We start from the raw sequence: 16,577 nt of genomic DNA, 5'->3' as shown, positions 1-16,577 counted from the left end.
AGGCTGTGTGACATGACGGCCGGACGACTGCTCGTGGGCGCCACGCCGCTGGGACAGCCGTCGGACGCCTCAGCGCGGCTGATCCGGGCGCTGGGCAGTGCCGACGTGATCGCCGCCGAGGACACCCGCCGGATCCGCACCTTGGCGACGGCGCTGGAGGTGAAGCCGGCGGGCCGGATCGTGAGCCTCTATGACCAGAACGAGTCGTCCCGGGTGCCTGCGCTCCTCGACGACATCCGCAGCGGGGCGACGGTGCTGCTGGTCAGTGACGCCGGGATGCCGCTGATCAGCGATCCCGGCTACCGGCTGGTGGCGGCCTGCGCGGAGAACGGCCTGACGGTGCAGTGCCTGCCCGGACCGTCGGCGGTCACCACGGCGCTCGCGGTGGCGGGCCTGCCGTCGGAGCGGTTCTGCTTCGAGGGGTTCGCACCGCGCAAGCAGTCCGCGCGCACCTCGTGGCTGCAGACCTTGCGGGCCGAACCGCGCACCTGCGTGTTCTTCGAGTCACCCCGCCGGCTGGCCGAGACGCTGCGCGACGCCGTCGACGTGCTCGGCCCGCAACGCCGGGCCGTGGTGTGCCGGGAGCTGACGAAGACGCACGAGGAGATCGTGCGCGGGACGCTCGGGGAGCTCGCCGAGTGGGCGGCCGACGGTGTGCTGGGGGAGATCACCGTGGTGCTGGCCGGTGCGACACCGTCGGCGGATCCCGAGGAAATGGTCGCCGAGGCGCTTCGGCTGGTCGAGGACGGGATGCGGGTCAAGGACGCGTGCGCACAGGTGGTCGCCGCGCATCCCGGCGCTCCGTCGCGACGCGAGCTCTATGACGCGGTACTACGTGCGCGTGAGTGAGCCGACACCGTGGCCGATGATCGGCGCGGCCTTGTGCAGGCACTCGTCCCATTCGCGCTCCGGATCCGAATCGGCGGTGATACCGCCGCCGACGCCGAGCACCGCCGCGCCGTTCGGGGTGAACTCGACCGTGCGGATCGCGACGTTCAGCTCGCACCCGGCCCACGGTGACGCGAGCCCCGCTGTGCCACAGTAGATCCCGCGCCGGAGCGGCTCCCACGAGACCAGCAGCTCGCGGGCGCGCTGCTTCGGCGTGCCGGTGACCGAAGCCGGCGGAAACGTCGCGTCGAGCAGGTCGGCCATCGGCAACTCCGCGGGGACCTGCGCGGTCACCGTGGACACCAGATGCCAGACCCCGGGCGCCGGCCGGACCGCCAGCAGCTCGGGCACCGTGACCGATCCGGTGCGCGCGACCCGGCCCAGGTCGTTGCGCACCAGGTCGACGATCATGATGTTCTCCGCGACGTCCTTGACCGACGCCCGCAATGCCGCCGGATCGGCCTGCCGCGGCAGGGTGCCCTTGATCGGGCTGGATGTGACGGATTCCCCGCACCGGCGCAGGAACAGCTCCGGCGACAGCGACGCCACCGCGCCCCAATCGCCCGCGAGATACGCGGCCCGGGCCGGTGTGGTCCGGCCCGCCGCCTCGGTGAAGAAATCGAGCGGCGCTCCGTCGAGCACGCCACGGAACTGTGTGCACACGCACGCCTGGTACACCTCGCCGGCGGCGATCGCGTCGAGGCATTCCCGCACCCCCCGTTGGTGCGCGGTGTGATCGGCGGCCTCCCACACCACTGCTGCGCGCCGAGGCCCGGCGGGCGAGTGCACCGCATCGACGACCCAGCCGGGAAGTGTTGCCCCGGTGAGACTTTCGTACCACCAGCCGCCGTCGCGGTCGCAGCGCAACACCGAATCCGACCAGCCGCCCGCCGCGACGGGGATCCGCGGGCCGAGCCCGTCGGCGCCGGCGTCGGGGTAGGACAGATATCCGAACCAGCCGCCACCCACCGGCCCGTCGCAGCGGTTTCCCGGTGTCACGCCGAAAACCGTCTCGGGTGCGACGGCCGACACGCCCACCGTGGGAGCGATCACCGCGCGGGAACCGAACCAGTCACCGATCAGCGCGGCGGGCGCCGCGAGCCCGAGACGCTCCGTCGCGGCTCCGAGCGCACGCAGCACCGACGGGGCGTCGCCCAGATCGCCGAGCCGCTCGATGCGCACGGCTCATTATCGGCTGATCCGGCGCGGCACCATCACCCCCGTCAGCTTCTCCGGGTTGCGCATCGCGTAGAAGTTCGTGATCCGGCCGTCGGCCACCTCGAACGTGACCACGCCCTCCAGCACGTCGCCCGTGTAGAGCACCAGTGCGGGCGCGCTGTTGTAGAACGCGGGCTCGACCCGGCCCTCGCCACCGGCGAGGCGGACAAAGCCCAGGATCAGCCGGGCCACCTTGTCGGCCCCTTCCACCGGCCGCCGGGCCGCGCTGACCTTGCCGTCGCTGTCGGCGGTCCACACCACGTCGGGCGCCAGCATCTCGAGCAGTCCGTCCATGTCGCCGGTGGCCGCGGCGGCGAAGAACTTCATGGTGATCTCGCTCGACACCTTCGGGTCGACCGGCTCGTAGCGTTTGCGCCGGGACTGCACATGCTCGCGGGCCCGGTGCGCCATCTGCCGGACCGCCGCAGCCGACTTGCCGAGCGCCTCGGCGATCTCGGTGTGCCCGAAGCCGAACACCTCGCGCAGCACGAACACCGCCCGCTCGTCGGGGCTCAGCGTCTCCAGCACGACGAGCATCGCCATCGACACCGACTCGGCGAGCACCACATCCGCTGACGGATCCTGCTGGGTCAGAAGCGGTTCCGGCAGCCACGGGCCCACATAGTCCTCCCGCCTGCGGGACTGGGCGCGCAGGGCGTTGAGCGACTGCCGGGTGACGAGCTGGGCCAGGTAGGCCTTGGTGTCGGTGACCGAGGCGAGGTCCACCTCGGCCCAGCGCAGGTAGCTCTCCTGCAGCACGTCGTCGGATTCGGTTGTGCTGCCCAGGATCTCGTAGGCGATCGTGAACAGCAGCGGACGCAGGTGGGTGAACCGTTCGGCGTGTTCGTCTCCCGGCGCCATGCTCACCGCACCGGCACCTCCGGTGAGGTCGCGATCAGATCGGAACGATCCGGGCCCTTCAGCGACCGGTACGAACCGGGCTTACGTGCCTCGGCGGCAAGCCATTTGACCGTGAACCGGCACACCTGCTCCTTGACGAAGGCGCCGGTTCGGCCCCCGATGTAGAGGTTGCGCGGGGTGTCGTCCTTGTGCTGAATCTGCACGGTGCCCGCGCCGCGTCCGAGGCTGATGCACTGCCCGGACATCGGCACCGTCGCGTCGGCGACGGCGGTGCCCGCCATCCGCGCCAGCACCGTACCCGCGGCCTGGGCGCCGAGCGGCAGCCCGGCCTGGCAGCTCATCCGGTACGGGTGACCCGACGGAGCTGCCGCGTCCCCGGCCGCGACGATGCGGTCGTCGTCGACGCTGGTCAGCGTCTCGTCGGTGATCAGCCGGCCCAGTGCGTCGGTGGTCAGTCCGCTGGCCGCGGCCAGCCCCGGCACCCCGAACCCGGCTGTCCACACCGTCACCGCGCTGGGCAGGGTGCGCCCGTCGTCGAGGACGACGTGGTCGGGGCCGACGGTGCGCACCCCGGCGGCCACCGTGGTGACACCCAGCGTGCGCAGCCGCTTGGTCACCGACCGGCGCGCGGCGACGCTGAGTGACGGTCCGACCACCGGGGTGACGAGCGTGACCGAGCGGCCCGCCTCGGCGAACTCGGCGGCCGCCTCGATCCCGGTCAGCCCGCCGCCGACGACCACCAGCGGAGCCGGCGCCGCGAGGTCGGCCAGCCGCTCCCGCAGCCGCGTCGCCTGCTCCAATTCGCTGAGCGGGTAGGCGAATTCGGCGGCTCCGGGCACGCTTGCCGGCACATCGCCGGTGCTGCCGACCGCGTACACCAGGTAGTCGTAGTCCAGTGTGGCACCGGAGGAAAGCGCGAGGCGCCGGGTCGCGGCGTCGATGCGATCGGCGCTGTCGACCACCAGGCGCACGCGGGCGTTGAGCACGGTGCCGAAGTCCTGGACGGCGACCGTGCTGCCGGGGTCGTCGGCTGCCGCCAGTTGGTGCAGCCGGATCCGCTCGACGAACTGGGGGCGGGGGTTGACCAGGGTGACGTCCACGTCCTCGCGGGAGCAGAGTCGGTTGGCGGCCATCACGCCTGCGTATCCGCCGCCGATGACGACGATCCGGGTGGGCTGCGCGCTCATGGTGTCTCCTTTCGAGGGGCTTGTGCCCTCAAGACACCGCGCGGTGTCCGGATGTGACACCGACGCCGGATGTGTGACGCAGATTACTCGATCGTGATCAGACCAGTCCGAGAGCGAGCATCGCGTCCGCGACCCGGATGAAGCCGGCGATGTTGGCGCCCGCGACGTAGTTGCCCGGCTGGCCGTACTCGTCGGCGGTCGCCAGACAACGGTCGTGGATGCGGCGCATGATCTCGGCCAGGCGCGCCTCGGTGTCGGAGAACGTCCACGAGTCACGTGACGCGTTCTGCTGCATCTCCAGCGCGCTGGTCGCGACCCCGCCGGCGTTGACGGCCTTGCCCGGGGCGAACGTGACCCCGGCGTCCTCGAAGTACTTCACCGCTTCCGGGGTGCACGGCATGTTGGCGCCCTCGGCGATGATCTGACAGCCGGACTCGATCAGGTGTCTGGCGTCGGTGCCGGACACCTCGTTCTGGGTGGCGCAGGGCAGCGCGATGTCGCACTCCATCTCCCACACCGAGCGGTTGGCCACCAGCTGGGCCGATCCACGGGCTTCGGCGTATTCGGCGAGCCGGGCGCGGCGTTTCTCCTTGATCTCCTTGAGTAGATCGAGGTCGATGCCGTCGGGATCGTGGACGAAGCCGCTGGAGTCCGAACAGGCGATCACCGTGCCGCCGAGCGCACTCACCTTCTCGATGGCGTAGATCGCGACGTTCCCCGAGCCGGAGACCACGACCTTCTTCCCGTCGAACGACTGCCCACGTGAGCGCAGGATCTCGTCGACGAAGAACACCGTGCCGTACCCGGTGGCCTCGGTGCGCACCTGCGATCCGCCCCAGGTGATGCCCTTGCCGGTGAACACGCCGGACTCGTAGCGGTTGGTGATCCGCTTGTACTGCCCGAACATGTAACCGATCTCGCGCATCCCGACGCCGATGTCGCCGGCCGGAACGTCGGTGTATTCACCGAGGTGCCGGTAGAGCTCCGTCATGAAGGACTGGCAGAACCGCATCACCTCGCCGTCCGAGCGGCCCTTCGGATCGAAGTCCGATCCGCCTTTGCCGCCGCCGATCGGCAGGCCGGTCAGCGAGTTCTTGAAGATCTGCTCGAAGCCCAGGAACTTGATGATGCCGAGGTAGACCGACGGGTGGAAGCGCAGCCCGCCTTTGAACGGTCCGAGCGCCGAGTTGAACTCGACCCGGAACCCGCGATTGACCTGGACGTCGCCGGAGTCGTCGAGCCACGGCACCCGGAAGATGATCTGCCGCTCGGGTTCGCACAGCCGCCGGATGACGGCGCGGTCGACGTAGTCGGGATGCTTGTCGACCACCGGGCCGAGGCTGTTGAGCACCTCGTAGACGGCCTGGTGAAACTCGTCCTCGCCGGGGTTGCGCCGCGCCACCTCGTCGTAGATGTCGTGCAGTTTGGTGTGTAACTCAGTCATTTCCGATCAATCCACCTGGTAGCGCGGGAACACCCCGGACGGTGCGGGCAGCGAGGTGCCCGGCGCCAGCCGCGTCGCGATCGCGGTGAAGGCCCGCTGTTCTTCGGGTTGGCCGAGCAGATCCAGAAGCTTGGCCATCGTCTCGGGCATCACGGGCTGGCTGAGCAGCGCGGCGATGCGCACCACCTCCAACGTCGTGTAGAGCACCGTGGCGAAGCGTTGCGGATCGGATTTGCGCAGCACCCAGGGTTCCTGCGCCGAGAAGTAGCGGTTGGCCGCGCCGAGCACCGACCAGATCGTTTCCAGCGCCAGATGCATCGCCTGGCGGTCGTAGTGCTCGCGCACCCGCTCCAGCAGCGCGTCGGCGGCGGCGATCATCTCGGAATCCTCGGCGGTCAGCTCACCGGGTTCGGGTACCACCCCGTCGAGGTTCTTGGCCACCATGGACAGCGAGCGCTGCGCCAGATTGCCGAACTCGTTGGCCAGGTCGGCGTTGATGCGGCCGATGATGCCGTCCTCGCTGTAGCTGCCGTCCTGGCCGAACGGCACCTCGCGCAGCAGGAAGTAGCGCACGGCGTCGACGCCGAATTCTTCGACCAGCGCGATGGGGTCGACGACGTTGCCCACCGACTTGCTGATCTTCTCGCCCTTGACGTTGATGAAGCCGTGGGCGAACACCCGTCGGGGAAGCTCGAGTCCGGCTGACATCAGGAACGCCGGCCAGTACACGGTGTGGAATCGGATGATGTCCTTGCCGATGACGTGCAGGTCGGCGGGCCAGTACTTCCGGAAGTCCGGCGACGAGACGTCAGGGAAGCCGGCGCCGGTGAGGTAGTTGGTCAGCGCGTCCACCCAGACGTACATGACGTGATCGGGATGTCCCGGCACCGGCACGCCCCAGTCGAACGTGGTGCGCGAGATGGACAGATCGCGCAGTCCGCCGGAGACGAAGCTGACGACCTCGTTGCGCCGCACGTCGGGACCGATGAAATCGGGGTTCGCCTCGTAGTGGGCGAGCAGCCGGTCGGTGTATGCCGACAGCCGGAAGAAGTACGTCTGCTCCTCGGTCCAGGTCAGCGGCGTGCCGGTCTCGATCGAGTACTTCTCGCCGTCGCGCGTCTCGATCTCGTCGTCGCTGTAGAAGCGTTCGTCGCGCACCGAGTACCACCCGGAGTACGTGTCGAGGTAGATGTCGCCGGCGGCGTCCATCCGCTTCCAGATCTCTGCCGACGCGGCGAAGTGGTCGGCGTCGGAGGTCCTGATGAAGCGGTCGAAGGAGCTTCCGAGCCTGCGCTGCATCGCCTCGAACGCGTCGGAGTTGCGCACCGCGAGTTCGGCGGTCGGGATGCCTTCGCGTTCCGCGGTCTGCGCCATCTTCAGTCCGTGCACGTCGGTGCCGGTCAGGAATCGGACGTCGTAGCCGTCGAGGCGCTTGAACCGGGCGATCGCGTCGGCGGCGACCTTCTCGTAGGCATGCCCGATGTGGGGCGCACCGTTGGGGTAGTCGATCGCCGTGGTGATGTAGTAAGGCTCGCTCATTTCAGGGTCAACCCTAGAGTGTTGGCGTGAGCGCTGATAAACAGCGGCGTGAGCCGCCGCCGATCCCGGAGCCGCTCGGACCGCTGGTCGACGCTCACACCCACCTCGACGCGTGCGGCGCCGAGGATGCCGACGGCGTCCGCGACATCCTGGACCGGGCGGGCGCGGCCGGGGTGCGCGCGGTCGTGACCATCGCCGACGACCTGGAGTCCGCGCGCTGGGCCGCCGAGGCCGCCGACTGGGATCCCCGTGTCTACGCCGCCGTCGCGCTGCACCCGACCCGGGCCAACGCGCTGACCGCGGAGGCGCGCACGGTGATCGAACGCCTCGCCCAGCATCCCCGGGTGGTCGCGATCGGGGAGACCGGGATGGATCTGTACTGGCCGGGCCGGCTGGACGGATGCGCCGAACCCGACGAGCAGCGCGAGGCGTTCGCGTGGCACATCGACCTGGCCAAGCGCACCGGTAAGCCGCTGATGATCCACAACCGCGATGCCGACGCGGCCGTGCTCGACGTGCTGCGCGCCGAGGGCGCCCCCGAGACGGTGATCTTCCACTGCTTCTCCTCGGACGCCGCGATGGCGCGGGCGTGCATCGACCAGGGCTGGCTGCTCAGCCTGTCGGGGACGGTCAGCTTCAAGAACGCCCGTGACCTGCGTGAAGCCGCGGCGTTGATCCCTGACGGTCAGCTGCTCGTCGAGACGGATGCACCGTTTCTGACCCCGCACCCGTATCGCGGGGCGCCGAACGAGCCCTACTGCCTGCCCTACACTGTGCGAGCGCTGGCCGATCTCCTGGGCCGGCCCGCGGAGGAGCTCGCCGAGCTGACCTCCGCGACGGCGGTGCGAACCTACGGTCTGGCGGGTTGCTGGACCTAGGCCGATTCGTTACCGTCTCGTGATAAACCGCGTGGCAGCGCCCCCACCGTTGCTCGCCGCTGCCGCGCACCAGGCTAGGTCGGGACTGACGAACTTTTGAATGCACTGACAAAACTCCATCAAACGCGCTCACCGCTGCTGAGACTTCTGGTCGCAGCCACCCTGCTGGCATTGGTGTTCGCCGGTGGAGCCGCGGTCGCCGCGCACAAGACCGTCACCCTGCAGGTCGACGGCGCCTCGGTGACCGTGTCGACCATGAAGTCGCGCGTGATCGACGTCGTCGCCGAGAACGGGTTCGACGTCAGCGAGCGCGACGACCTCTATCCCGCCGCCGAGACACCGGTGCACCAGTCCGACACGATCGTGCTGCGCCGCAGCCGGCCACTGGAGATCTCCACCGACGGTGGCGGCACCGAGCAGGTGTGGACCACCGCGTCGACGGTCGACGAGGCGCTCGCCCAGCTGCAGATGACCGACAAGGCTCCCGTCGCGGCGTCGCGCGCCAGCAGGCTTCCGCTCGACGGAATGGCGCTCCCGGTGGTCAGTCCGCGAAACGTGCAAATCGACGACGGCGGCGTGATGCGGTCCGTGCGGCTCGCGGCGCCGACCGTGCAGGCGCTGCTGGAAGCCGCGGGCGCGCCGTTACAGCAAAGAGATTCCGTCATCCCCGCGGCGTCGACGCCGATTGTGGACGGCATGTTCATCAAAGTGACCAGGGTGCGCATCGAAAAGGTGACCGAGCGATTGCCGTTGAACCCGAACAATCAGCGCATCGAAGACGTCACTTTGAACATGAGTCGCCAGGTCGTCGAGGATCCGGGAAATCCTGGAGTTCAAGACGTGACTTTCGCTGTAGCGAAAATTAACGGGGTCGAAACTGGAAGGCTGCCAATAGCCAATGTCGTCGTGACACCGGCTCGCGACGGTGTGCTGCGGGTGGGTGCGAAGCCTGGTACCGAGGTGCCGCCAGTGAACAATGGGATGACCTGGGACTCCCTCGCGCGCTGCGAAGCGGGAGGTAACTGGGCGATCAACACAGGCAATGGCTATTTCGGCGGAGTTCAATTCGATCAAAACACCTGGGAGCGCAACGGTGGTCTGAGGTATGCTCAGCGAGCGGATCTGGCAACGAGAGAAGAGCAGATCGCGATAGCTGAGGTAACTCGGGCGCGCCAGGGTTGGGGAGCGTGGCCGACCTGTAGTGGGAGGATCGGTGCGTCGTGACCATACGACTGCTCGGGCGAACTGAAATTCGGCATCTGGCCAAATCCATCGATTTCCGCCCGCGGAAATCGTTCGGGCAGAACTTCGTCCACGACGCCAACACGGTGCGCCGCATCGTCTCGGCCTCCAGCATCAACCGCAACGACCATGTGCTCGAGGTCGGTCCGGGGCTGGGTTCGCTGACGCTCGCGCTGCTGGACCGCGGCGCGAAGGTGACCGCCGTCGAGATCGATCCGGTTCTGGCCACCCAGCTGCCGACGACCATCGCGGCCCACTCGCACAGCGAGGTCAACCGGCTGACCGTGATGAACCGGGACATCCTGACGTTCAAGCAGTCGGATATGACCGAGATGCCGACCGCGCTCGTCGCGAACCTGCCGTACAACGTCGCGGTGCCCGCGCTGCTGCACCTGCTCGCCGAGTTCCCGTCCATCCGGACCGTCATGGTGATGGTGCAGGCCGAGGTCGCCGAGCGGCTCGCCGCCGAACCGGGCAACAAGGAGTACGGCGTACCCAGCGCCAAGGTGCGGTTCTTCGGCAACGTCCGCCGCTACGGCATGGTGTCGCCGACGGTGTTCTGGCCGATCCCGCGCGTCTATTCGGGCCTGGTCCGGATCGACCGCTACGAGACGTCGCCGTGGCCCACCGACACCGAGTTCCGCGAGCAGGTCTTCGATCTGATCGACATCGCGTTCGCGCAGCGCCGTAAGACGTCGCGTAACGCGTTCGCCGAGTGGGCGGGCTCGGGCAACGAGTCGGCCAGCCGGCTGCTGGCCGCCAGCATCGATCCGTCCCGGCGCGGTGAGACGCTGAGCATCAACGACTTCGTGCGACTGCTGCAGCGCAGCGCGGACTGGCACGTCGTGCCGAAGACCGAGTCCGACACCAGCGAGGAGTCGCAGGTCACCGCGACGTAGTCGCCCACCGCTGTTTTTCATGAAGGCCCCGGTCGCGCACCGGGGCCTTTGTGGTGTGCGGCTCAGGTTCGCCGCGCGCGACGGTCGGCGTTAATGTCGTGCGGTGTCCGCGCGTGACGGTAATACGGTTTCGGAGTGGGTTCCCACCGGTTCGGTCACGGTGCGGGTGCCCGGCAAGGTCAACCTCTATCTCGACGTCGGCGACCGCAGGCCCGACGGCTATCACGAGCTGACCACGGTCTTCCACGCCGTGTCGCTGCTCGACGAGGTCACCGTGCGCAACGCCGACACCCTGTCGCTGGAGCATGTCGGGGAAGGTGCGGAGTCGCTGCCCACCGACCACCGCAATCTGGCCTGGCGCGCGGCGGAACTGCTGGCCGAGCACGTGGGGCGCGCCCCTGACGTCGCGATCACCGTCGAGAAGACCATCCCGGTCGCCGGCGGGATGGCCGGCGGCAGCGCGGATGCGGCCGCGGTGCTGGTGGCGATGAACGCGCTGTGGGAACTCGGGGTGCCGCGCCGCGACCTGCACGCGCTGGCCGCCCAGCTCGGCAGCGACGTGCCGTTCGCGTTGCACGGCGGCACCGCGCTGGGCACCGGCCGCGGCGAGGAGCTCGCCACCGTGCTGACCCGCAACACTTTCCACTGGGTGCTGGCCTTCTCGCCCGGCGGGCTCTCGACGGCTGCCGTCTTCGCCGAGATCGACCGGCTCCGCGCCGAGGAGAACCGCACGCTGCCGCCCCGGCTGGAATCACCCGAACCCGTGCTGGCCGCGCTGGCGTCGGGGGATCCGGCCGAGCTCGCGCCGCTGCTGGGCAACGACCTGCAGCCCGCCGCGCTGACGCTGGACCCCGCGCTGCGTCGCACGCTGCGCGCCGGCGTGGAGGCAGGTGCGCTGGCCGGGGTGGTGTCCGGTTCCGGGCCGACGTGCGCATTCCTGTGCACCTCGGCGGGCGCCGCCGTCGACATCGGCACCGAATTGGCCGGCGCGGGCGTATGCCGCACCGTGCGGGTGGCCAGCGGTCCGGTGCAGGGGGCGCGGTTGGTGCCGAGCCCGTCGACGGCCGGCTGATCGCGGCGCGTCTGCCGGATAAATTCGCGATCACAAATAGGTGTGACACATACCTCAATAGTCGCGCTCGTTTGGCAGTTACTTAAGAGTTGCTTAAGATGAGCGACGGTGAGAGCTAGCGGTCGAGTAGTGGACGCATCCAGTTCCCCCACCGGTTCTGCCGGCGGGGCGGCTAACAGGATGTGGACCGCGTTCGGCCGCGTCTGCTCAACATCACCGATTCGAGACACAATCGCTCCCCAACCGTATGCGCGCCTTCCCGAAATGGCCGTTGATCAGGCGGAGCATGGCAAACGGGCATGTGCACCGGGGCAGATGTCGGCGAGGAGGTCGTCGTGAGCAGATTCACCGAGAAGATGTACTTCAATGCCCGGACGAGCAGGCGGGGCATGGTCACCGGCGAGCCGCACACGCCCGTCCGGCACACCTGGGGCGAAGTGCACGAGCGCGCGAAGCGCATCGCAGGCGGCCTCGCGGCCGCGGGTGTCGGTCTGGGTGACGCCGTCGGCGTGCTGGCCGGCTTCCCCGTCGAGATCGCGCCGACCGCCCAGGGCCTGTGGATGCGCGGCGCGAGCCTGACCATGCTGCACCAGCCGACTCCTCGCACCGACCTCGTGGTCTGGGCCGAGGACACCATGAACGTGATCGGCATGATCGAGGCCAAGGCCGTCATCGTGTCCGACCCGTTCATGGCCGTGATCCCGGTGCTGCAGGAGAAGGGCATCCTCGTCCTCACGATCTCTGATCTGCTCGAGGCCGATCCGATCGAGCCGATCGAGGTCGGCGAGGACGATCTCGCGCTGATGCAGTTGACGTCCGGCTCGACGGGTTCACCCAAAGCCGTGCAGATCACGCACCGCAACATCCACTCCAACGCCGAGGCGATGTTCATCGGCGCGCAGTACGACGTCGACAAAGACGTGATGGTCAGCTGGCTGCCGTGCTTCCACGACATGGGCATGGTCGGCTTCCTGACCATCCCGATGTACTTCGGCGCCGAGCTGGTCAAGGTCACGCCGATGGACTTCCTCAGCGACACCCTGCTGTGGGCCAAGCTGATCCACAAGTACAAGGGCACGATGACGGCCGCGCCGAACTTCGCCTACGCGTTGTTCGCCAAGCGGCTGCGCCGGCAGGCCAAGCCGGGTGAGTTCGACCTGTCCACGCTGCGCTTCGCGCTCTCCGGTGCCGAGCCCGTCGAGCCGGCCGACGTCGAGGATCTGCTGGACGCGGGCAAGCCGTTCGGTCTGGATCCGGGCGCGATCCTGCCCGCCTACGGTATGGCCGAGACCACGCTGGCGGTGTCGTTCTCGCCGTGTGGTCAGGGCCTGACCGTCGACGAGGTCGACGCGGATCTGCTCGCGGCGCTGCGCCGCGCGGTCCCGGCCACCAAGGGGCACACCAAGCGTCTCGCCGAGCTCGGCCCGCTGCTGACCGACCTGGAGGCCCGCGTCATCGACGAGCACGGCAACGTGATGCCACCGCGCGGTGTCGGCGTCATCGAGCTGCGCGGTGAGTGCGTCACACCCGGTTACATGACCATGGGCGGCTTCATTCCCGCGCAGGACGAGCACGGATGGTACGACACCGGCGACCTCGGCTACATCACCGAAGAGGGCAACGTCGTCGTGTGCGGCCGCGTCAAGGACGTGATCATCATGGCCGGTCGCAACATCTACCCGACCGACATCGAACGGGCCGCCGGCCGCGTCGAGGGTGTCCGCCCGGGCTGCGCGGTCGCCGTGCGCCTGGACGCCGGGCACTCGCGGGAGACGTTCGCCGTCGCGGTCGAGTCGAACGCCTGGAAGGACCCGGCCGAGGTGCACCGCATCGAGCGTCAGGTCGCCCACGAGGTGGTCGCCGAGGTCGACGTCCGCCCCCGCAACGTCGTGGTTCTCGGCCCGGGCAGCATCCCGAAGACGTCGTCGGGCAAGCTGCGCCGGTCGAACTCGGTCTCGCTGGTCACCTAAATGCGAGCGTGCGTGTCTGCAGCCGACACGCCGCCACTTTTGCGAACTTCACGCACGCTCACCGAGAGTGACCGCGGGCAGGTAGTCACCGATCAGCGTCCGGTCCCACCACCGGCGTTCGTCGCGCAGTTCCCGCCATGTCGTGAACCGGTATTCGTACAGCCGTGCCCGGATCCAGCGCGGCGGCGTGTCGGGAAACGGGTTGTGCCCGAGCAGCCGCAGCGTCGCGGTGTCGCCCTGCAGCAGCCGAACCGCCAGCGGCCGGAACCAGTCCCGCGCGTAGGACGGGGAGATCGCCGCGAACCACATCAGCCAGTCCAGTCGCAGGTGGTACGGGGCCCACTGCCGGGGGATCCGGCGCAGATCACCGGGTTTGCCCTTGAAGCCGTACTCCTTCCACTCCGTGCGACCTGACGGCGACGGGTCGTCGGTGCCTTCGAGGATCACCTCGTAGCGGATCCGCCCGATACTTCCGAACGCGCCGTAGGTATTGACCAGGTGGAACGGGTTGAACGACGCATTCATCTGCTGTCGGCGGCCCAGCATGTTGCGCACCGGCCAGAAGCTCAGCACCACCGTCAGGACGGTCGCGGCGAGCACCACCGCGACGAACCACACCGGCGCGTCCGGGACGGGCGGGGGAGCCGGCACCGTCACCACCCGGGAGAACGCGGTCGCGTCGACGGCGCTGAACGCGAGCAGGATCGTCAGCCAGTTCAGCCATGCGAAGTTGCCGGAGGCCACCAGCCACAGCTGCGTGACTATCACGATCCCGGCGGCGACCGACGCGACCGGCTGCGGGGCGAACAGCGCGAACGGCACCACCAGCTGCGCGACGTGGTTGCCCGCCACCTCGACACGGTGCAGCGGTTTGGGGAGATGGTGGAAGAACCAGCTCAACGGCCCGGGCATCGGCTGGGTCTCGTGGTGGTATTCCAGGCAGCTCAGATCCCGCCAGCACGGATCACCGCGCATCTTGATCAGGCCCGCGCCGAACTCGACGCGGAACAGCAGCCAGCGCATCAGCCACAGCGTCAGCAGCGGCGGTGCGACGTCGTCGTTGCCCAACAGCATCGCCAGCAGACCGGCCTCCAGCAGCAGCGACTCCCAGCCGAAGCTGTACCAGCGCTGCCCGACGTTGACGACCGACAGGTACAGCGCCCACAGCACCAGCCAGCCCAGCACGGCCGCCCACAGCGGCACCACGTTGCCGCCGCCCGCGACCAGCGCGGCGGCCAGTGCCGCTCCCGCCCAGCAGACGCCGGCGAAGAAGCGGTCGGAGTAGTGCAGCTGGAACACGCTAGGTGCCGCCCGGAACGGCACCTGCGCGACGAGGCGCGGCACGGGCAGCATGCCGCGCTCACCGATCAGCGCGCGGAACTGACGGGCGGCACCGACGAACGCGATCAGATAGATCGCGGCGATCCCGCGCTGCAGGATCTCCCGGGCGAGCCAGTACCCGGGAGCGTCGAACCAGTCCAGGTGCACCTGTCCAGTAGACGCAGGACTTCGCGGCCAGTAAAGCGGTCGCCGGGTGTCGGTGCGCGCCTATACCGTCGTGGGCATGGATCCCGCGATCGAGGCCATCGATCTGGTGAAACGGTTCGGCGACGAGACGGCGGTCGACGGGGTCAGCTTCGCGGTCCCGCCGGGCACCGTGCTCGGGCTGCTCGGCCCCAACGGTGCGGGCAAGACGACCACCGTGCGGATGATGACGACGCTGACCGAACCGACCAGCGGCACCGCACGGGTCGCCGGCTACGACGTCGGCGCCGAACCCGACCGGGTGCGCAGGCACATGGGGCTGACGGGGCAGGTTGCCACCGTCGACGAACTGCTGACGGGGCGGGAGAACATCCGGATGATCGGCGGCCTCTACGGCATCCGGCGCAAGGACCTCAACGCGCTCAGTGGCCAACTGCTGGAACAGTTTTCGCTCACCCACGCCGCCGACCGGGTGGTCAGGTCCTACTCCGGCGGCATGCGAAGACGCCTTGACCTCGCGGTCAGCCTGCTGGCCGCGCCGCCGGTGCTTTTCCTCGACGAGCCGACCACGGGACTGGATCCGCGCAGCCGCAGCGAGCTGTGGGAGGTGCTGCGCGGTCTGGTGGCCCAGGGCACCACGCTGCTGCTGACCACCCAGTACCTGGAGGAAGCCGACCAGCTCGCCGACAACATCGTCGTCATCGACCGCGGCCGCATCATCGCCGAAGGCTCCCCGCTGGAACTCAAACAGCAGGCCGGGCGAGCCAGCCTCGTCGTCACCGTCGCCGACACCGCCGATCTCGAACCGGCGCGGGCACTGCTGGCCCGTACCGGCGCTGACGTGTTCGTCGACACCGGTGCGCGGAGGCTGACCGCCACCGCCGACGGGCTCGACGACATGATCCAGGTCGCGGGATGGCTGCGCGACAGCGGCATCACCGTCGACGACATCGGCCTGTCCCGGCCCAGCCTCGACGACGTGTTCCTGATGCTCACCGGGCATCGCACCACCGACGACTCCGAGGAGGTCGGCGCATGACCGCTGTGGAGAACCGGTCGCAGGCCCCGATCCGGCCGCAGCCCGTCCCGACCCGGCCCACCAACCTCGCGCAGCAGTCGTGGATCATGGTGAAGCGCAACATGATTCATACCAAACGAATGCCGGAGATGCTCAGCGACGTCACCGCGCAGCCGATCATGTTCGTGCTGCTGTTCGCGTTCGTGTTCGGGGCGTCGATCACCAACACCGGCGGCGCGTCCTACCGGGAGTTCCTGCTACCAGGCATCCAGGCGCAGACGATCGTGTTCTCCGCGTTCGTGGTGGCCTCGGGGATCACCGCCGACGTCGAGAAGGGCATCATCGACCGCTTCCGGTCCCTGCCGATCTCACGGTCCTCGGTGCTGATCGGGCGCAGCATCGCCAGCGTCATCCACTCGTCGCTGGGTGCGCTGGTGATGGCGTTGACCGGGCTGGCCATCGGGTGGCGGATCCGCAACAGCGTCGGGGAGGCGGTGCTCGCCTTCGCGCTGCTGATGCTGTTCGGTTTCGGGATGATCTGGTTCGGCATCCTGATCGGCTCGCTGATGCGCACCGTCGAGGCGGTCAACGGCGTGATGTTCACCGCGCTGTTCCCGATCACGTTCCTGGCCAACACGTTCGTGCCGACCGAGCCGATGCCGCACTGGCTGCGCGTGATCGCGGAGTGGAATCCGGTGTCCTCGCTGGCGCAGGCGATGCGCGAGCTGTGGGGAAACGGCGGGCCCGCCCCGGCCAGCGCGCAACTGCCACTGCACCATCCGGTACTCGCGACCGTGCTGTGGTCGCTGGCGCTGACGGCGGTCTTCGCGCCGTTCGCGCTCTACGCATACCGGCGCCGCACCAGCAGCTGACACA

Annotated in this window: 14 protein-coding genes; 8 read left to right on the top strand and 6 right to left on the bottom strand. The window is 68.8% G+C overall.

What is annotated here, in order from left to right:
* The first annotated feature begins 12 nt into the window (after positions 1–12).
* A complete protein-coding gene (gene rsmI, locus BST38_RS15140; RefSeq protein WP_083144143.1) occupies positions 13–849 on the top strand; it encodes a 16S rRNA (cytidine(1402)-2'-O)-methyltransferase in 837 nt (278 codons plus the stop codon).
* Here the strand turns inward: rsmI and BST38_RS15135 are convergent.
* The 5 genes from BST38_RS15135 to metG all read right to left on the bottom strand — a co-directional run bounded on the left by BST38_RS15135 (position 832) and on the right by metG (position 7,137).
* On the bottom strand, positions 832–2,070 hold the full coding sequence (locus tag BST38_RS15135) for an aminodeoxychorismate synthase component I (protein WP_083144142.1): 1,239 nt from the start codon (positions 2,068–2,070) through the stop codon (positions 832–834). The genes rsmI and BST38_RS15135 overlap by 18 nt on opposite strands.
* Positions 2,071–2,076: 6 nt before the next feature.
* Positions 2,077–2,967, bottom strand: a complete 891-nt coding sequence (locus BST38_RS15130) for an RNA polymerase sigma-70 factor (RefSeq protein WP_110781762.1) — start codon at positions 2,965–2,967, stop codon at positions 2,077–2,079.
* Positions 2,968–2,969: 2 nt separating this feature from the next.
* The gene (locus BST38_RS15125; RefSeq protein ID WP_083144140.1) at positions 2,970–4,154 is read right to left on the bottom strand and encodes an NAD(P)/FAD-dependent oxidoreductase; all 1,185 of its coding nucleotides are present in this window, start codon (positions 4,152–4,154) and stop codon (positions 2,970–2,972) included.
* 97 nt (positions 4,155–4,251) lie between these two features.
* Complete coding sequence (gene gdhA, locus BST38_RS15120; protein ID WP_083144139.1) at positions 4,252–5,598, bottom strand: NADP-specific glutamate dehydrogenase; 1,347 nt, start codon at positions 5,596–5,598, stop codon at positions 4,252–4,254.
* Between the two features lie 6 nt (positions 5,599–5,604).
* Complete coding sequence (gene metG, locus BST38_RS15115; RefSeq protein WP_083144138.1) at positions 5,605–7,137, bottom strand: methionine--tRNA ligase; 1,533 nt, start codon at positions 7,135–7,137, stop codon at positions 5,605–5,607.
* Between the two features lie 26 nt (positions 7,138–7,163).
* On the opposite strand from metG, the gene BST38_RS15110 reads away from it, so the two are divergent.
* The 5 genes from BST38_RS15110 to BST38_RS15090 all read left to right on the top strand — a co-directional run bounded on the left by BST38_RS15110 (position 7,164) and on the right by BST38_RS15090 (position 13,198).
* Complete coding sequence (locus tag BST38_RS15110; RefSeq protein WP_083144137.1) at positions 7,164–8,015, top strand: TatD family hydrolase; 852 nt, start codon at positions 7,164–7,166, stop codon at positions 8,013–8,015.
* A gap of 96 nt (positions 8,016–8,111) precedes the next feature.
* Positions 8,112–9,239, top strand: a complete 1,128-nt coding sequence (locus BST38_RS15105; RefSeq protein WP_083144136.1) for a resuscitation-promoting factor — start codon at positions 8,112–8,114, stop codon at positions 9,237–9,239.
* Positions 9,236–10,156 carry a 16S rRNA (adenine(1518)-N(6)/adenine(1519)-N(6))-dimethyltransferase RsmA gene (rsmA, locus tag BST38_RS15100; protein WP_083144135.1) on the top strand — a complete coding sequence of 307 codons (921 nt, stop codon included), beginning with the start codon at positions 9,236–9,238 and terminating at the stop codon, positions 10,154–10,156. The genes BST38_RS15105 and rsmA overlap by 4 nt, the downstream gene beginning before the upstream one ends.
* A gap of 103 nt (positions 10,157–10,259) precedes the next feature.
* Positions 10,260–11,228, top strand: coding sequence for a 4-(cytidine 5'-diphospho)-2-C-methyl-D-erythritol kinase (locus BST38_RS15095; protein ID WP_083144134.1), 969 nt, complete (start codon positions 10,260–10,262; stop codon positions 11,226–11,228).
* A gap of 335 nt (positions 11,229–11,563) precedes the next feature.
* Complete coding sequence (locus BST38_RS15090) at positions 11,564–13,198, top strand: fatty acyl-AMP ligase (protein WP_083144179.1); 1,635 nt, start codon at positions 11,564–11,566, stop codon at positions 13,196–13,198.
* 48 nt (positions 13,199–13,246) lie between these two features.
* Here the strand turns inward: BST38_RS15090 and BST38_RS15085 are convergent, their stop codons facing one another.
* Positions 13,247–14,680: a lipase maturation factor family protein gene (locus tag BST38_RS15085; protein WP_083144178.1), complete on the bottom strand. Its 1,434-nt coding sequence runs from the start codon at positions 14,678–14,680 to the stop codon at positions 13,247–13,249.
* An 82-nt stretch (positions 14,681–14,762) separates the two neighbouring features.
* On the opposite strand from BST38_RS15085, the gene BST38_RS15080 reads away from it, so the two are divergent.
* Together BST38_RS15080 and BST38_RS15075 are read left to right on the top strand one after the other, a co-directional pair.
* On the top strand, positions 14,763–15,722 hold the full coding sequence (locus BST38_RS15080; RefSeq protein ID WP_083144177.1) for an efflux ABC transporter ATPase subunit, DrrA-related: 960 nt from the start codon (positions 14,763–14,765) through the stop codon (positions 15,720–15,722).
* Complete coding sequence (locus tag BST38_RS15075; protein ID WP_083144133.1) at positions 15,719–16,573, top strand: ABC transporter permease; 855 nt, start codon at positions 15,719–15,721, stop codon at positions 16,571–16,573. Before BST38_RS15080 ends, BST38_RS15075 begins: the two co-directional genes overlap by 4 nt.
* Positions 16,574–16,577 lie beyond the last annotated feature (4 nt).

The sequence above is a fragment of the Mycolicibacterium parafortuitum genome (assembly GCF_002086815.1).
GTDB lineage: Bacteria > Actinomycetota > Actinomycetes > Mycobacteriales > Mycobacteriaceae > Mycobacterium > Mycobacterium parafortuitum.
The sequence above is the reverse complement of the archived record's forward strand: the minus strand, read 5'-3'. Positions and strand labels throughout refer to the sequence as shown.